This is a genomic window from Microbacterium sp. LRZ72, assembly GCF_033792225.1.
In the GTDB taxonomy this organism is placed as follows: Bacteria; Actinomycetota; Actinomycetes; order Actinomycetales; family Microbacteriaceae; genus Microbacterium.
In genome coordinates this window covers 465,124-481,634 of the sequence record NZ_JANGEX010000001.1, presented here as the reverse complement: position 1 = coordinate 481,634, position 16,511 = coordinate 465,124, and the positions used below count along the sequence as shown (strand labels likewise).

At 62.4% G+C, this 16,511-nt stretch carries 11 protein-coding genes; 9 read left to right on the top strand and 2 right to left on the bottom strand.

Annotated features, from left to right (window positions below; all coding sequences use genetic code 11):
* Positions 1-1,230 (top strand): hypothetical protein, encoded by a 1,230-nt coding sequence (locus M4I32_RS02320; RefSeq protein ID WP_319032866.1) that lies wholly within the window; start codon positions 1-3, stop codon positions 1,228-1,230.
* A gap of 100 nt (positions 1,231-1,330) precedes the next feature.
* Entirely contained in the window at positions 1,331-2,347 is a 1,017-nt protein-coding gene (locus tag M4I32_RS02315; protein WP_319032865.1) for a prepilin-type N-terminal cleavage/methylation domain-containing protein, read from the top strand.
* A 295-nt stretch (positions 2,348-2,642) separates the two neighbouring features.
* Here M4I32_RS02315 and M4I32_RS02310 read toward each other — a convergent pair whose 3' ends face one another.
* The gene (locus tag M4I32_RS02310) at positions 2,643-3,224 is read right to left on the bottom strand and encodes a hypothetical protein (protein WP_319032864.1); all 582 of its coding nucleotides are present in this window, start codon (positions 3,222-3,224) and stop codon (positions 2,643-2,645) included.
* 139 nt (positions 3,225-3,363) lie between these two features.
* Here M4I32_RS02310 and M4I32_RS02305 point away from each other — a divergent pair, with 139 nt between their 5' ends.
* The 7 genes from M4I32_RS02305 (at position 3,364) to M4I32_RS02275 (ending at position 16,031) form a co-directional block, all read left to right on the top strand.
* Positions 3,364-4,710: a hypothetical protein gene (locus M4I32_RS02305; protein WP_319032863.1), complete on the top strand. Its 1,347-nt coding sequence runs from the start codon at positions 3,364-3,366 to the stop codon at positions 4,708-4,710.
* 160 nt (positions 4,711-4,870) lie between these two features.
* Entirely contained in the window at positions 4,871-5,197 is a 327-nt protein-coding gene (locus M4I32_RS02300; protein ID WP_319032862.1) for a hypothetical protein, read from the top strand.
* 492 nt (positions 5,198-5,689) lie between these two features.
* Positions 5,690-7,669: a site-specific DNA-methyltransferase gene (locus tag M4I32_RS02295; RefSeq protein ID WP_319032861.1), complete on the top strand. Its 1,980-nt coding sequence runs from the start codon at positions 5,690-5,692 to the stop codon at positions 7,667-7,669.
* Entirely contained in the window at positions 7,653-10,463 is a 2,811-nt protein-coding gene (locus tag M4I32_RS02290) for a DEAD/DEAH box helicase family protein (protein ID WP_319032860.1), read from the top strand. Before M4I32_RS02295 ends, M4I32_RS02290 begins: the two co-directional genes overlap by 17 nt.
* Complete coding sequence (locus M4I32_RS02285) at positions 10,460-12,430, top strand: AAA family ATPase (RefSeq protein WP_319032859.1); 1,971 nt, start codon at positions 10,460-10,462, stop codon at positions 12,428-12,430. Before M4I32_RS02290 ends, M4I32_RS02285 begins: the two co-directional genes overlap by 4 nt.
* Entirely contained in the window at positions 12,427-14,325 is a 1,899-nt protein-coding gene (locus M4I32_RS02280) for an AAA family ATPase (RefSeq protein ID WP_319032858.1), read from the top strand. Before M4I32_RS02285 ends, M4I32_RS02280 begins: the two co-directional genes overlap by 4 nt.
* A complete protein-coding gene (locus M4I32_RS02275) occupies positions 14,322-16,031 on the top strand; it encodes an ATP-dependent helicase (RefSeq protein WP_319032857.1) in 1,710 nt (569 codons plus the stop codon). The genes M4I32_RS02280 and M4I32_RS02275 overlap by 4 nt, the downstream gene beginning before the upstream one ends.
* Here the strand turns inward: M4I32_RS02275 and M4I32_RS02270 are convergent.
* Entirely contained in the window at positions 16,021-16,488 is a 468-nt protein-coding gene (locus M4I32_RS02270) for a hypothetical protein (protein ID WP_319032856.1), read from the bottom strand. The two genes, M4I32_RS02275 and M4I32_RS02270, sit on opposite strands and share 11 nt — an antisense overlap.
* Positions 16,489-16,511: the final 23 nt, after the last annotated feature.

Genomic DNA, 16,511 nt, shown 5'->3' with positions numbered 1-16,511 from the left:
ATGAACGGGATCGGCCTGCCCGGTCCCTCTGCTTCCAGCCAATCGGCCCGCCTGTCGCGGAGTCCGGACGCAGTCCGGCCGCGGGTTGGGCAATATGGGGACATGGCGGACGCATCCCGGACACCGAGCTACGACGAGCTCATAAAGGATCTGAACCGCCTCCGGGCGGACGGGCTAGGGTCGCTGCGCCGGTTGCCGGTGCCCGCGTTGACCAACGCCAGCCGTCTGGGGGAGTACTCCGCGTCGCCCGAGACCGATGCGGCCGGTGTTCGCATGCTCTTGAAGGAAGCCGTCGCCACGCTCGGTGGCGGATCCATCCAGGAGTCTGCCGAGTACCTCCTCGGCCTCTACCCCGGCACTGCGCTCTGGCCGCAAGTCGACCGGCGACGGGAAGCCGCGGAGCTCTACGGCGTTGTGCCGGATACGTTCCGCAAGGGCCACGAGCGCCGTCTGCTCGGCGAGGTGGCCGAGGCGATCCTCGTGATCTGCCAGGATGCATCCCTCCGTCGCGCCCGCCTCGAGCTACAAGAAAGGCGCCATCCCGCCGACTCCCGCCTCGCCGTGCAATGGGTCGAGAGATTCGAGGCCTACTACCGGATCTGGACACCGATCTACGCGCTGGCAGCAGACCTTGAAGCGGCGATCGAAACCTGGCGCGAGGAACCCTCAGAGACCGTGCCCTGGGCGCCGGACAGCGAGCAGCCCTACGACCGAGACCAACAAGCGCAGGGCTACGGGCGCTCCGCTCTGTTCCGGCTCGCCGAACAATGGCTCGAGATCAAGAGATTCCAGAGCCGCCACGGCGGACTCTGGCTGCTCTCCGACACCGAGGTGGAAGAGCAAGTCGCGGACGCGGTCTACCGGGTCGGCTGGCACAACGACCTCTCGGACAAAGATGAATCCTTCCTGCGGCGCCACCTCGCCGACTCCCGCCACCAAGAAGCCGGGCACTTCTGGGACGTCATCCAAGCCTTCCCCCAGGCGCGCGAGATCAACGCTCGGTGGCAACAGATGATCCTCGACGGCGTTGACTGCACGTCGGACGAAGACAAGGAACGCTCCCAGGTCTGGCTCACCATCCGCGCCTGCCACGACTACTGCGAGCTCATCGACAACGACTGGCTCCGAATCGCCGACTGGTACCGGCCTCAAACCTCGCCACGCCCACGCGTCTCCGGCGCAAGCCTCTACCAGGAGCTTCTTGACAGACGTTCGAACTCTTCAGGGTGATCGGGTCCGGGACGTCGACTCGTTCGCTGCGACGTTGTGAAAACTACGACGCATGAGCGCTTGCCAGCATCATGCTCATGGTTCATAGTCATGGGCAGTTGTGGCGCGAAGGGCATCACGCACTGGTCTCTGGTCACGTTCTGCCTCACCTCGAGACACCTGTTCAGAGGGCCTCCAGCGCCGCGGTTTCACCATCGTCGAGCTACTCATTGTCATCGTCGTCATCGCCATCCTGGCGGCCATCACGATCGTCGCGTACAACGGCATCCAGAACCAGGCGAAAGCCGCAGCCGCTCAGGCCGCCGCCAAGCAGGCGCTGACGAAGATCCAGACGTACGCCGTCCAGAACGCTGACCAGTACCCCTCCGACCTCACCGCAGCGGGACTCTCCAACTCGGGCGACACGAGCTACCAGTACCGCGTCGACAACTCAGCGAGTCCGAAGACCTTCTGTCTCACGGCTACGACTGAGGACAGAAGCTACTTCGTCTCGACGACGACGGGCCGGCCGATGGCTGGCGCATGCGACGGACACGCGGTAGATGGAGGCGCGCTGATCACGAATCTCGCAACCAATCCAAGCTTCTCCACGGGAAGCACGGGGTGGTCGGCCTACTCCTCATCAATCGGTCGAGTCACGTCGCCATGGTCAGCTGACGGCAATGGTTCGCTGCGTATCACGGCGGTCGGACAAGACTCGTTCGCGAGTACTAGCTTTCCTGCAAACGCGGGCGAGTCCTGCACGGTGACTGGCGTGATCCGAATTGAGGCTCCGCAGACCGGGTCGATGGCAGGAACCACGCAACAGCGGAGCATCTTTCTATCCTTCCTCAACGCATCCAATACCCACCTCGGGACAGGCGGCACGGATCCTGCCACGGCCATGGCGCCCAACAGTGCGGGTGTATACGAGCTACGTGCAACCGGGACCGCCCCTGTCGGCACGGAACGGCTTAGTGTACGGCTCTACAACGGCGCGACGAGTGGTAGCGTGTATTGGGACCAGATCATGGTGGCCGAGGGCGCAACTCATCACTCGTATGCCGATGGGGGCTCTCCAGGCTGGATCTGGAACGGCTCTCCGAATAACTCGACATCGACCGGACCGCTGCTGTAACCCTTCGGTCACTCCGCGTTGTCATGGGGCCGAGGTGGGGCATGCGTGCCTGTGGAGAATGTCCTTCGTGCAAGTGCTGGCCGCCCTAGGATTCCGCCATGGACGAGTTGTGCGAGGTCGTTCAGCCACACTGCCCGAACTGCGGCGTCGTCCTTCGTGACCGAGGCCCAGGCTATGGATGCGGCTCGTGCGCCGTTGCGTTCTTGCCGGTGCCGACCAATCGGTGACCTGGTCGTATCGGGACCAGCTGCGCCATACCGCGTTGATGTTCCGGCGGCGTCAGCCTTCCCGAAGCTCACCAGGCAGGCAGGCTCGTTCTCCAGACATGTTCCTCGGGCAATCCGACTCGTGGTTCTTGGGCAAGATCGCGGTACCGCGACGGGAGAAGGACAGGGACGTCTCCTTCATCGATGAGGAGCAGATCCCATCGATCTTCATATTGTGCGAACGTCGGCAAGGTGACCCGAGCACGCTCCACCGGAGCATTTCTCTTCCCTGCCGGGACGCCGGGTGCAGTGAGCCAATCCATGTGCTCTATCCATGCCGCGGCGGCTACGTGTGAGCGAGGCAAGATGAAGTTGCGCGGTGGTACGGAGAGGTCGTGCGATACCGCCACCATGACGAAGTACTCCCGCTCGTGGAGGCTGGGGCCTTGAGACTTTGGCCCGAGCGGCCAGCTGATTGTCTTCATGTCAGACCCGCGCGCGGTCTTCACCTGGACTTCGACCAAGCGGCGGCTCTCGTCGCCCGGGAGCACCGCAAGGATGTCTGTACGTTCAAGTCCGTCGCGAGTGAGGGCGGGAGCCCACCCTCTCCTTGCGAGTTCCGCGGCGACGTGGTGCTCGCCGATTGTCTTGGTCTGCTTCGTATCTGCCACGGGCTGAGGCTACATCTCACGTCTGACGCCGAATTCGCATCGTGGGATGCGCGTGCTTAGATCCGACCGCTGGCAGTAAGGCCGTGGCCAGCTCCCAAGCAGCCCGTCGTCTGTCGCCCGCGGGCGGTACGCTCCGCGCGTGGCAAAGAATCCGCAGCAGCTCAATCAGAAGCAGTTGGACGTGCTCCGGTGGATCCGGGACGGCTGCCCGGATGGCGTCTATACGGAGGGCTGGGAGCATCGGATCGTGGCTCGTGCACTGGAGCGGCGCGGCCTTTCATCCATCAGCGGGCAGGGACCATCATGGCGAGCGAGCATGACGGCCGCGGGTAGGCAATGGCTCGAAGCTCCTCCTGTTGCCGATGTCATTCCCGACGACACCGAGGGCGCCGCGTTTATCGATCGCGTGCTCGCCGCCGACGGGAAGCTCGTTATCGAGGACCCGCACGAGAGTGACCTCAAGCCTTACGAACGGCTGATTCGGCTGAGCCTGAAGTCGTCCCGACGGCCGCATGGCAAGCAGCTGGCCCTGCGCCGCGAGGGCGGCTGGACCAGTCGGCGGTGGATCATCTGCTTCGAGAACTACGCTCCGGACTACGTCGAGTCGCGTCCGGTCGCGGTGCCTGAGCGCGTCGGCAAGTACCACCCGGTCGCTCGCGCGTACCTGGACGACGTGAGCTGGCAGTACGTCTCGAAAGAGCACGTGAGTCGAGCTGCTCGAGTTCTGCATGCCTTGGCGTCAGAAGCGGAACGACGCGGGGTGAAGATTCAGCTGCCAGCACAGGTCGCTGCCAACAAGGACCGACACAAGCGTCATCCAATGAAGGGGCACCTGTGGTTCGTCACGAGCGACGGCGACTACTCGGTTGAGATCCGCGAGATCCCAGGAACGGGCGGCGCCAAGCGGGACTACTCGTACTCACCGCCCAAGGGCACCCCGACCTGGATATGGCGTCGCAACACGGAGTTCGTCAGCACCGGTCGGCTGGAACTGATCCTCGATGGACGGCGCACGCCCTACCAGGGGCAGCACTTTCGCGACGCGAAGGCGACGCGCGTTGAAGACAAGCTGGGCGACGTCTTCGCCGCTCTCGAACGATACGAGATCGAGGCCGGCTGGGCTGAGGAGCGGCGTGTCCGCGAGGGAGCGGAACGTCGGAGACGTTGGGAGGCAGCGCTCGAAAACGCAAAGCGCGAGTTTGCCTGGCAGGCGCGCTGGGATCACTTCTCACGCATGGTCGCGCAGCAAGACGATCTGAAGCGTCGACGAGTGTTCCTCGACGCCGCAGTGGCTGCTGCCGAAACGCTCGCGGGGGAGGAGCACACGGCTGTGCTCACCTACCTCGACGAGATGCACCGCGCCGTCGACAAGATCGATCCTCTCGCGGAGCCGAAGCTGATCGTTCCGGAGGTACCTACGCCCACGGAAGCGGAGCTGGCGCCGCTGATGAAGGGGTGGAGTCCGTATGGGCCAAGTGCGCGCTGAGAAGGGTGAGCGCGGTGTGGAATTCACAACGCGAGCGATCGGACGATTGACGCTCAGCCGCGATCGTTCATAATTCGGATTCCCTCGTCGTCGGTGAGCGGCTCCACGAGGCGAACCCACTCCGGGTTCGCCGGCCGCTTCCGATGAGGAGGGCTCACCTATGAGTGAGAACAATTCGGCCGAGGTGCCCGCAGTGGCACTCGGCCCGGTGCGACCGCTAGCGGTTCGCATCACAGACGGACTGCGGGCGCAGCTGGACGTTCTTGCCCAGCTGAACGACCGCAGCCTGACCGAAGAGATCCGTCTTGGCCTTGAGGCCTGGGTCGAGACCAGCAAATCCGACCCGAAGGTGCTCGAACGAGCCGAGACGGTGCGCGCCGAGATCGACCGCGAGGCAAAGACCAAGCAGGACGCGATCAAGGCCATCTTCGGCACCAGCGGCGGGACGAAAGCTCAGACGATGCGCAGCAAGGCCGCGCAGGAGTAGAGCGTCCGTCCGTCGCAATTCGCTCCCTCCCCGTTGCTTTCCGGGACGGAGCAGGGCGGTCGTCCCGGGGAGAGTGCCCAGCGCACTCTCCCCGGGCGACTGCCCACGAGCGCATCTCGTTGTCGTCCTGCGGTCTTTTGATTGGACCACCGACCGGGTTCTCGGCCGCTCACGACCACGAGAGCTGAAGTGGTGCTGGCGGAGTCCCTTACTGGTCCGACGAGACCAGTGCGATTGCAGAGGTAGAGGACGCAGTTATAGGGCCGCTGTCTCGGCTTTCCCACGCACGACTTCACGAAAAGACCAGGTTATGAGATAATTCACACACAACGTAGCGTCTGGTTCGAGCGCTTAAGCTCCCGGTCGCACGATTGGTCGTGGCACACGCGCGGCGCGGCACGGTGGCAGTGTCCGCGCCCTCAAGTAGCGTCAAACACGGCTTCGAAGAGAACATTACCCGCGTCCGTCGGGCACGAAGGAGTAACCCACAGCATGACCGCATCAGTACCCGGAGAGACGCCCAACGATAAGGATGAGCTGCTTTCGCAGTTGCGTGATCTTGTCCCCAGCGCCTTCCTTGACGGCGAGCTCAACCGGGACGCTCTGCTCGATGCTCTCGACCTCGGGGGCGGCAGTCGTGCACCGTTCACTTTCACATGGCCGGGTATCGAGACCGCCCGACAGGACGCACGGATGGCTACCTCCGCAACACTCGCTCCCGATGAGGAAGCATCGCTTGAGTGGCCCGAAGCACGCGATGTTCTTATCGAGGGCGACAACTTGCAGGTGCTCAAGCTCTTAAAGAACGGGTACTCGCGTGCAGTCAAGCTGATCTACATTGATCCGCCGTACAACACGGGGGACACGTTCACGTATAACGACGACTTCGCTGTTTCCGAGCGGCAGTACCTCGCTGAGACTGGCCAGGTCGATGAGCAAGGCAGTGCCATGACGAGCCGAATCGAGTCGGGCGGTCGGAAGCACTCTCCGTGGCTGACGATGATGTTTCCTCGGCTTACGCTGGCGCGGCACCTGCTCCGTCGCGACGGCGTGATTCTTGTGTCGATCGGCAATGACGAGGTACACCACCTACGTCTGTTATTGGATGCGGTGTTCGGTGCGGAGAACTTCATCGACCTGATCACTTGGCAGGGCGGGCGCAAGAACGACGCACGTTTCACGTCGCTCGGCCAGGACTACGTTCTCGTTTACGCCCGCGACATCGCCCACCTCCGAACCCAGGACGTTCGATGGATGGAGCGCAAGACTGGCCTGGAAGCGGTCTATTCACAGGTCGAGGCACTCCGGTTGGAATATGGACAGGACTACGTAGCGGCTTCCAAGGCACTGCGAGAGTGGTATCGAGAATTGCCGGACGGCCAGGCCGCGAAGGGCCACGCGCTCTATAAAAACATTGATGAGCGCGGCGTCTTCCGTATCGATAACATCGCCAGCCCCAATTTCCGAGAGAATCTGCTCTACGAGTACAAGGGATATCAACCGCCGAAGACCGGTTGGCGATTCGAACGTTCCACGATGGAGCGGCTTGACGGGGGTGGCTACTTGGCCTTTCCGCGCTCCAAGGACGGGCGTATTCAAGTCAAGCGATATCTGCACGAAAACGAGGAGTGGTCGCCTCCTTCGGTCATCTACCGAGATCGAAGTGCAGCGTCCGGTGCGCTCGAAAAGCTGATGGGTGCGAAAGTATTCGACGACCCGAAGAGCACCGACGTCCTCGCTCGCCTCTTCCACGCCATCACCGACGAAGGCGATCTGATCTTGGACTTTTTCGCCGGATCCGGTTCGACCGGCCAGGCGGTCTGGGAGCAGAACCCGAGGGACGGCAAGACCCGTCACTGGATCCTCGTGCAGGTGCCCGAGAGGCCCGACGCTTCCGAGGAGTCCGGCAAGAATGCACTGGCCGCTGACTACGAGACCATCTTTGAGGTCACGGCCGAACGGTTGCGCCGCGCGGCGGCGACACTGCAGGAGGACGCTCTCGACGCGGCGCAGCTCGGCTTCCGCATTTTCCGCACCCGACCGACCAATCTCATAGTTGAAAAGCCGATCATCGCGACCGCAGATCTGACCGGGCAGAGCTACCTCGCTCAGGTGCTCGACCACACCGCGGGGGAGCCGGTGATCGAGGGTGCACAGCCGATTGATGTTGCGTGGGAGGTCGCGCTCAAGGCCACAGGCACGCGGCTCGACGCCCGCGTGACCATTCACGACTTCGACGGCGTCACGGTCTACGAGTTCTCGGCGCTCGAGAAAGACGCGGCGGATGGGCGTCTGCTCGTCTCGCTTGATGCGTTCACCCTTGCCACCGCTGACACCCTTGGCCTCGCTGACGAGGACACGCTGATCCTGCGCGGCGATAAGGTCGAGGACTCCGTCACTCTGACGCTCGCGCCCCGTTTGCAGTCAAAACTGATTCTTCTGGAGCGGGTGCCTCGTGAAGTTTCGCTTTGATGATCAGCCGCACCAGTCGGCCGCCGTTTCCGCGGTAGTCGATCTCTTCGAGGGTGCGCTCATTCCGCCGAGGGATGCACTCGCAGGGCAAGCGTCGGGTGCGGATGGCCACAGGGGGTACGGCCTCGAGCGCGAGATCCTGATCGACAACTTGCGTGCGGTGACCGCGCGCGAAGCCGTCGCCGACCAGCAGACGCTCGAACTGCTTGCAGAGACTGACCTTCGCGGCACCGCCCGTGACTTCCCGAACTTCTCGGTCGAGATGGAGACCGGCACCGGCAAGACCTACGTCTATATCTCCACGGCACTGCGCCTGGCAGAGCTATACGGGCTCCGCAAGTTCGTCATTCTGGTCCACTCCATCGCCATACGCGCCGGGGTTGTCAAGACGTTTGAACAGACTGCCGAGCACTTCCGCCTCAAGTACCCCGGCGTCACATACTCCTGGGGAGTGCTCGGGGAGAACTCCGCCCTGAACGATTTCGCTGAACCGTCAGGCACCGTGCAGTTCCTGATCGCGAGCATCCAAGCGCTCGACAAGCCTGAGAAGAACACTTTGTACTCCAGCGCCGAGCAGCCGCAGCTCTGGGGAGAGACGCTCAGCGGCGTGCAGCAGATCGCAAAGGCACGCCCCGTCGTGCTGATCGATGAACCGCAGAACATGGCGACGACCCTGCGTCGTCAGGCAATCGCGACGCTTAACCCGCTGGTGGCGCTCCGCTATAGCGCAACCCACAAGGAACCGTTCAACGTCGTGCATCGGCTCGGTCCGAAGCAGGCCGCTGAGGCGGGGCTCGTGAAGCGGGTATCGGTGAAAGGCATCGTCGCCGGCGACGACGGCAAACCGTACGTGCGTATCGATCGTCTGCGCAGCGTGCGCAGGCGCCTCATGGCGGAAGCGGTCATCGACAAGGCAAACGGAACGCGCGGGCCGGTGGTGCTACAAAACGGCACCGACCTCTTCGAGGAGTCCGGGCAGCTCGCGCAGTACCAGGGGCTCGTCGTCGACAGCATCGAGCGCAAACCAGACCGCGTCGTGTTCGAGAACGGTGTCATCGTTAAGGCTGGACAAGAGACGGGCGTCGACGCCGAGGCAGTCTGGCGAGACCAGGTTCGCCACACCATTCGTACCCACCTTGCTCGTCAGGCGCAGATCGACTCGGTTGGCCGCGAAGTCAAGGTGCTCTCGCTGTTCTTTGTCGAGCGGGTCGCAGATTATGCCGGTGATGAGGCGATTCTGCCCGCCATGTTCGACGAACTCTTCCGCGAAGAATGGCGCCGCACCGGTAAGCCAGCGGAGGACATGCCCGACCCTTCCGAGCTGCGTGTCGCCTATTTCCCGTCGACCAAGACGGGGCTCCTGCGTGATACCGCGGGACGGGCCGGCGACGCCGAGTACGAAGCCCGCGCCTACCAGGAGATCATTGCCAATAAGGAACTCATCCTCGATCGCGCCAATCCGCGGGCGTTCATTTTCTCTCACTCGGCGCTGAAGGAAGGGTGGGACAACCCGAACGTCTTCCAGGTCGGCTTCCTCCGGCACACTCGCTCCGAGCTGGAGCGCCGCCAGCAGATTGGGCGCGGACTCCGTCTTCCGGTCGATCAGGAAGGTCGCCGCGTGATGGACCCGGCGATCAACCGGCTCACTCTCATCGTCGACGAGGCTTTCGCCGAGTTCCGCACTGGCCTCAACGCGGAGTACGTCGCGTCGGGCGGCGGTTCCGGGGAACCTGGTCCCGACGTCGAGAACGCAGACAACGAAGTCATTATCCGGCGCCGCCCTGCACTCTTCGATAGCCCTGAGTTCGCCGAGCTATGGAGCCGCATCCGTTACAAAGCGCGCTACCGGGTCTCGGTGGATCCGACCGCCCTCCGCGTGGTGGTCGCCGCGTCCGAGCATCTGGCCGACCTCGAATTCATCGAGCGACGTGCGAACGTGGTGCAGTCGGCTGACCTCATCTACGACGACACCGGCCAGATCGTCACTGCGGACTCCGCGGTGGCGGAAGCACGCGGCGAGCGCATCGTGATCGAAGGGCAGCGCCTCCCCGACATCGTGCAGCTCATCGAAGACCAGCTGCAATACCGCAAGTTGCCGCTGCAGCTGACGCGTCGGACACTGGCCGGCATTGTCCGTGAGATCCTCGATTTCCCTGACCGCGACTACGCGCAGCACGTGCTGGACGATCCGGATCGGTGGGCGCGGATCGTCGCGAACGCCATCCGCATCGTGACGATCGAGCAGATGGTCAGCGGCATCACCTACGAGCCGATGAACGAAGCTGCCTGGTGGGACGCCGAAGTCGTGTTCCTCGAGGCCGAACCGAAGAACCCGCCACAGCCACAGCCCGGCGATCCCGACCCGACGAGGGGTGTCGTTCCTGCGCCAGAAGGCGGCACCAATCTCTACGACCGTCTCGATTACGACAGCCACGTCGAGCGCGCCTTCGGGTCGCAGCTGGAGAACAATCGCGACCACGTCAAACTCTTCACCAAGCTGCCGCGTCGCTTCCATGTTCGGACACCTGTGGGGGAGTACTCACCCGACTGGGCCATCGTCTACGACGAAGACGGCGTCCAGCGTCTTTATCTCGTTCGCGAAACGAAGGACACACGCAATCTAGACGACCTCGAATGGGACGAGGCGATGCGCATCCGATTCGCCAAGCAGCACTTCGATGCCGCGCCGGTTGGGCCGGTCGACTATGAGTTCACGACGGACAAGGCTGGTTTGCTGGTTGAGGACGCCCGTCAAGAACGTTCAGGTACCAGTGACGATGGAGCAAGCGTATGAGACTCGTCAAGGCGATAATTAGCGGGTTTGGCCGCATTGCAGACGGCACGATCAACCTCGACAACAAGGTCATTGCAATCGTGGGCCCCAATGAAGCTGGCAAAACGACGCTGCTCAACGCGCTCGCTTTCCTAGATAACGAGGCCGCCCTTTCGCCGAGCGAGCGGTCGCGAGGTATTGACGTTCCCGACAACTCGACTGTCGTGCGCGTTCAATACATTCTCGACGATGATGACCGCGCAGCCGTCGCGCATTATGGTCTTGAGGAACCTCCGACATCGATCTGGTTGTCGCGCAAAGCCTCAGGCGAGGGGGGAGTGCGCCGTCAGGTGGTCCCAGCGCCTCGTAAGGCAGTCGTACCACTCGAGGCGGCAATCAAGACCCTTCGATCTGCACACACGAAGCGTGCGATCTCACAGTTGGCGTTCGTGCCGCCGGAGGCGGACGAGGAAGGCAACGTGCCTCCCGTAGATCCGGTGCGCGAGGCGCTGCAGCAACGCGTCGATTCCGTGTTGCGCGGCTACGTCGCGGACTCAGAAAGCGATGGCACGGTTGCGGCTACAGACAGGTGGGCGGACGAACTCCGCGCTGTGCTCGAAGAACTCAACCGATTCGGACTGGCCGAGCCGCTCGGCCCTGCGATTGGCGGAGTGTTGACGTGGATCGATCGTGAGGATCCAAGGCAGCTCGTGGCTGAGGCGCTCTACAACCGGGCGCCAAACATCCTGCTCTTCAGCGAAGCTGACCGGAACCTTGGATCGGTGCACATGCTGTCGGACGAACTTTGTGCCGACCCGCCCGCCGCTCTGGCGAACCTGGCCGGAATGGCGGAGCTTGACTTACCCGCCCTGTGGGCGACCTACTCAAGCGGTGATGAAGGTGAACGCGAGACGCTCATCGACGCCGCGAACCGGACGCTCGCGACCAAGTTTGCCAAGGCGTGGAAACAATCCGACATCACCGTCGTTCTGAAGACCGAACGTACCGCTCTTTCCATCCGAATCAAGCAGGACGGTAAGCGCATCACGCAGTTCGACGAGCGTAGCGCCGGACTCAAGATGTTCGTCGCCCTCGTCGCTTTCCTGGCGGTGAGGGATGAACATCTGCCTCCAGTCCTTCTCATCGACGAGGCAGAGACGCATCTGCACATCGATGCGCAGGCGGACTTGGTCAATGCGTTCATGACGCAGCAGCAGGCTGCCAAGATTATCTACACCACTCACTCGCCTGCTTGTCTGCCTCCTGATCTCGGGTCGAACATTCGTGCTGTCGTACCGGACCCGGCGAACGAATACCGCAGCCTGATCCAAGGTTCATTCTGGGCCGCCGCTGCAGGGTTCTCCCCGCTTCTGCTTGCGATGGGCGCGGGTGCCGCGGCCTTCTCGACGGCCCGCTACGTCGTTCTCGGCGAGGGTGCCTCTGAGATGCTCATGCTTCCCAGCCTCGTCAAGCGTGCGGTCGATGTGCCTGACCTCGAGTATCAGGTGGCGCCCGGGCTCTCCGAGGTAGCTCCAGAGATGTACCCAGAATTGGACCTGGCAGGCGCGCGAGTGGCATACCTTGTCGACGGTGACCAGGGAGGAGTCGACCGTCGCGCCGCGCTCATCGCGGGTGGGGTGCCGGAAGAGCGCATCGTGAGTTTGACGGCTCTTACCCTCGAGAACCTCCTTGAGCCTGACTCCTACTTGGGCGTCGTGGGCTTCCTACTCGCAGAGTGCAACCCTGGTGTTGACATTCCCGCGCTTCCTGCTCTTCCGGCCGTGAACGCAGACGTTTGGCCGGCCTTCCTGGACCGCTGGGCGAAACAGAAAGATCTGAAAATGCCTGGGAAACGCATCGTCGCGAGTCGGCTGGTTGAAGAAGGCCACGCAGTCCCGAGCGAGTATGGCCGACCGATTCTGAAGCGTGCGCACAATGAGCTGGAGCGTGTGCTTCGCAGCGCAGGGCGCCGCGGAAAGTCATCATGAGAGTTCGGCACCTGCGCATCCGGAACTTCCGAGGCATCGAAGACAGCGAGATTCATTTCAAGACGCACACGCTGTTGGTGGGCGGCAACAACGCCGGCAAGTCCACTATCTGTGAAGCCCTCGACCTCGTCCTCGGCCCCGAACGGCTGTACCGGCGGCCGGTAGTTGACGAGCATGACTTCTATCTAGGACGCTATGCAGATGATTCGGGCGAGCCGGTCGAGCTCCGTATTGACGTCATCTTGACCCATCTCACCCCGGAGGAACGTCGCCGGTTTGGTGATCAGCATCTTCGGCTCTGGGATGACGTCGCGAGCGACTTCATTGACGAAGACGGCAGCGGCGTCGATCGATCCAGCGAGGACGCTGTCGATTGGGCGCTCCCTGTTTGTTTCATCGGCCGTTACGACCGCGAAGAAGATGACTTCATCGGCGAGACGTTCTTCTGTAACCCCGAGCCGATCATCGATGAGACCGACCTCGACGCGCTGGCCGTGCTCGGGGCTGGCCTCGCCAAGTTCTCCAGAACGCACAAACGCCTCGCCGGCTACGTCTACCTCCGTGCGCTTCGAACCGGCTCACGCGCGCTGAGTCTTCAGCGAGGGTCACTGCTCGATACGATCCTGCAGCTCAGCGGCGATGGGGCCTCAGAAATGTGGCGGGACACCCTCGACAAGCTCACCGATCTGAATCCAGCGGTAGGCGACATTCCGCAGCTCAAGGAAGTTCGTGAGAACCTGCGCGATCGTCTCGGCCGCTTCGTCAACATGGCACCCGGCGACGACTCAGCCGCGTTCTTTGCGTCGGACCTCACGCGTCAGCATCTGCGTGAAGTAGTGCGTCTCTTCGTCGCGACGCAACCGAGCGATCACCTTGTCCCGTACGCGAAACAAGGCACTGGTTCGATCAACCTGCTGGTCTTCGCCTTGCTCACGATCATCGCGGACCTCAAGAGTACGCAGTCCGTCATCTTCGCGATGGAAGAGCCAGAGATCGCCCTACCTCCTCACACCCAGCGCCGGGTCACGCGCTACGTGCTCAAGGAGATGGGTCAGTCCATCGTCACCTCACACTCGGGTCCGGTGATCGAACAGTTCGAGCCCGAAAGTATCGTGATGCTGCACCGCGACGGTGCAAAGCTCATCGGTACGCCTATCGATCCCAACAAGGTCAAGCGGAAAACGTACCTCACCAACAAGCGGCAGTTCGCCGAGGCGGTTCTAGCGCGCGGCGTTCTCGTCGTAGAAGGATCGACAGAGGCCGTCGTGTTTCCGGCGGTCTCCGCGGTGCTTGAGCGAACCCGAACCGACTACACCCATCTCGACTTCTCTGGTATCTCGATGTTCACCGCTCCTGGCGACGGATCCATCGCGAAGTTCGGGCCGATTTTCAAAGCGCTCGGTAAGAAGACTTGGGGTGTTTGCGACAAGCCAAACGGTGCACTACCGCAGGAGGTGCTCGTTGATCGCGCCGAGTTCGACCAGTTTTGGGAGTCCGAAGCGCTGGGCATTGAGGATGTTCTGGTCCATGGCATCCCGATCGCGACGCAGCGCCGCTTCCTCGAGGACGTCTCCACGCGCGGCGACTACCCGACGACTAACCACCCCTACGACTCAACAATCGACGATGACGCAGTAGGTCCGGTCGTTCGCAAGGTGCTCAAGGCGCGCAAGGGAGAGGCCTACGCGTACGCCGCCGTGCTTATCGAGCACTGCGAGACTGAGGGGGAATTGCCCTCAGAACTTGTCGACATCTTGCTCACGATAGACGCTGCGCTCCATGGTGAACCAGAGGTCGGCTTCGACTCGGAGACGGCGGTGCCGTCTGACGATGCTGAAAATAGCGCGGCCGATGCCGACGAGGAAACTACGCCAGAGGAACCTACCGAGGCATGAGCTTCGATCTCTCCAAGCCAGCGCAGCAAGCGTTCGATCACGATGGTCGTATCATGGTGCTAGGCGGCCCGGGCTCCGGTAAGACCACCCTGTCGTTGCTCAAGACGCAGCGGCTCATCCCAACCCTGGAACCGGGGCAAAACGTTCTCTTCTTGAGTTTCTCCCGAGCGGCCGTTCGCCAGGTGCTGAATCGCACCAAAGACGTGCTCACCCGCGAGGAGCGCTCACGCATCACGGTGCAGACCTACCACGCTTTCTGCATGGACATCCTCCGCGCGCATGGTCGGCTTCTGACTGGAAGCCCGGCACGCATCCTCTTCCCTGATCGCGAGAAGGTTACGAAGGCAAACTACGAAGGTGACTGGAATAAAGAACGCGACAGGCTGGCAACCGCAGAGGGCCTGTACGCCTTCGATAACTTCGCGGGAGGCGCTGGAACGCTGCTGACGAAGGTGCCGAAGGTAGCGGAGCTGGTCGCGGATCGCTTCCCCATCATCATCCTCGACGAGTTTCAGGACACGAGCGATGCCCAGTGGCAGCTCGTTCAGGCGCTCTCGGAGCGAAGTGAGTTGGTCATACTTGCTGATCCGGACCAGAGGATCTTCGAGTATGACGACCGCGTCGATCCTGAGCGACTGAATCAAGTGCGTGAGCTACTCGCACCGGTCGAGTTCGATCTCGGCGCCGAGAATCACCGCAGTCCCGACGCCGGCATCTTGCAGTTCGCGGATGCTGTGCTTCGTCACCGTGAACTCCCCGAGACGGACGACGTCAAGGTCTTCAACGTTTGGCCCCGTCAACTGGACACTACGACGCACGTGGCCGCAATCTGGTTGTACTCCCAGCTTCGAAAAGCTGGCATCGTCAAGCCGAGCGTTGTCGTCCTTGCTCGGACCAATGCCATGGTCTCCGAGGTGTCTGGATGGTTCTCGCAGGCACACCAGTTCAAGCGCAAGGAATACGGGCCGCTGACGCACGACGTACTTTGGGATGCCGAGATCTCCGCTGCTGCGGCGCAAGTGATCGCTTCGGTGCTTGAGTGGCCAGAACCGGACTCGACGACCAACGCCGCGTCCACGCTCGACGCCATTGCCGCCTTCTTTGAAGTTAAGAGCGCTGCAGCAAACAACGGGCCAATCGTAAGTGCGATCACACTCCGAGACCGCTATCGAATGAATGCGCAGGCGCTCCGTGATGGGCGCAATGTTCGTCCCAAGGGCGCCAAGCACATCGTCGCCAGCGCAGAGGCGGGTCTCGTGTTGGTCGGCGATCCGAGGGCGGACTGGATTGCCGCGCGGAAGATCATCGAGGGCGCCGACGGACTGGATGAGATCGCGCAGGCCGTCCGGTTCGTCCGACTATTCGGGGCAACAGACGAAATAGGTGGGCGGCTCTCGGAGGAGTGGGATCGCACGGGCAGCTACGGTCGCGCGACGGACATTGTTCGCCGCACCCTAGACCAAGGCCGACTCGCGACGGAACAACGTGAGCCGCAAGGGTTCGTGCTGATGAACATGCACAAGTCGAAGGGCAAGGAGTTTGACGGCGTGGTCATCGTAGAGGGACACCACCGAAGCATGTTCTTCACGGATCGCGAAGAAGCGCCCCACCTGGCTACACGCAGACTGTTGCGAGTGGCCATCACACGAGCACGACACAAAGTCGTGATCGTCAGACCGATGGGTGCCGCGCCTTTCACCGGGTAGTCGACGACGTTGATGTTCGCCGTGGCGCGCTCGCGCGCATCGTGACGCCAGATCGGTGTAACGATCGAAGCACTGCGCCGTGCGACAAGCTGTACATCTTCTCCAGCTCGGCCATGGTTGCACCATCTTCGTACTCCGCCGCCAACGAAGTAGCCTCGTCGTCAGTCACCTGCCGCTTCGATATCTCGACGCCCTGTTCGCGCAGCATCCGCGTGAGAGCCGAGCTCGCAACATCCAGCTCGCGAGCAAGTGATCGAACACTCTCTCCCGTCCGTGCTCGCTGGACGAGCTCCTCTACTTTGGCTGCACCGAATCGCCGCGAAAGCTCATGCGGTTTATACACGGTGGGGACGCTCAAGCCCTCACCTTCGTCGCCTGGAACCGCGAGTTTGCGGAGCTCACCGGCGGTGAAAGGACACTCCCAGTGGTTTGAACAGAGGGCGGCGAGGTCAGCCATTTTCCACCCGTTGAAGCACACCG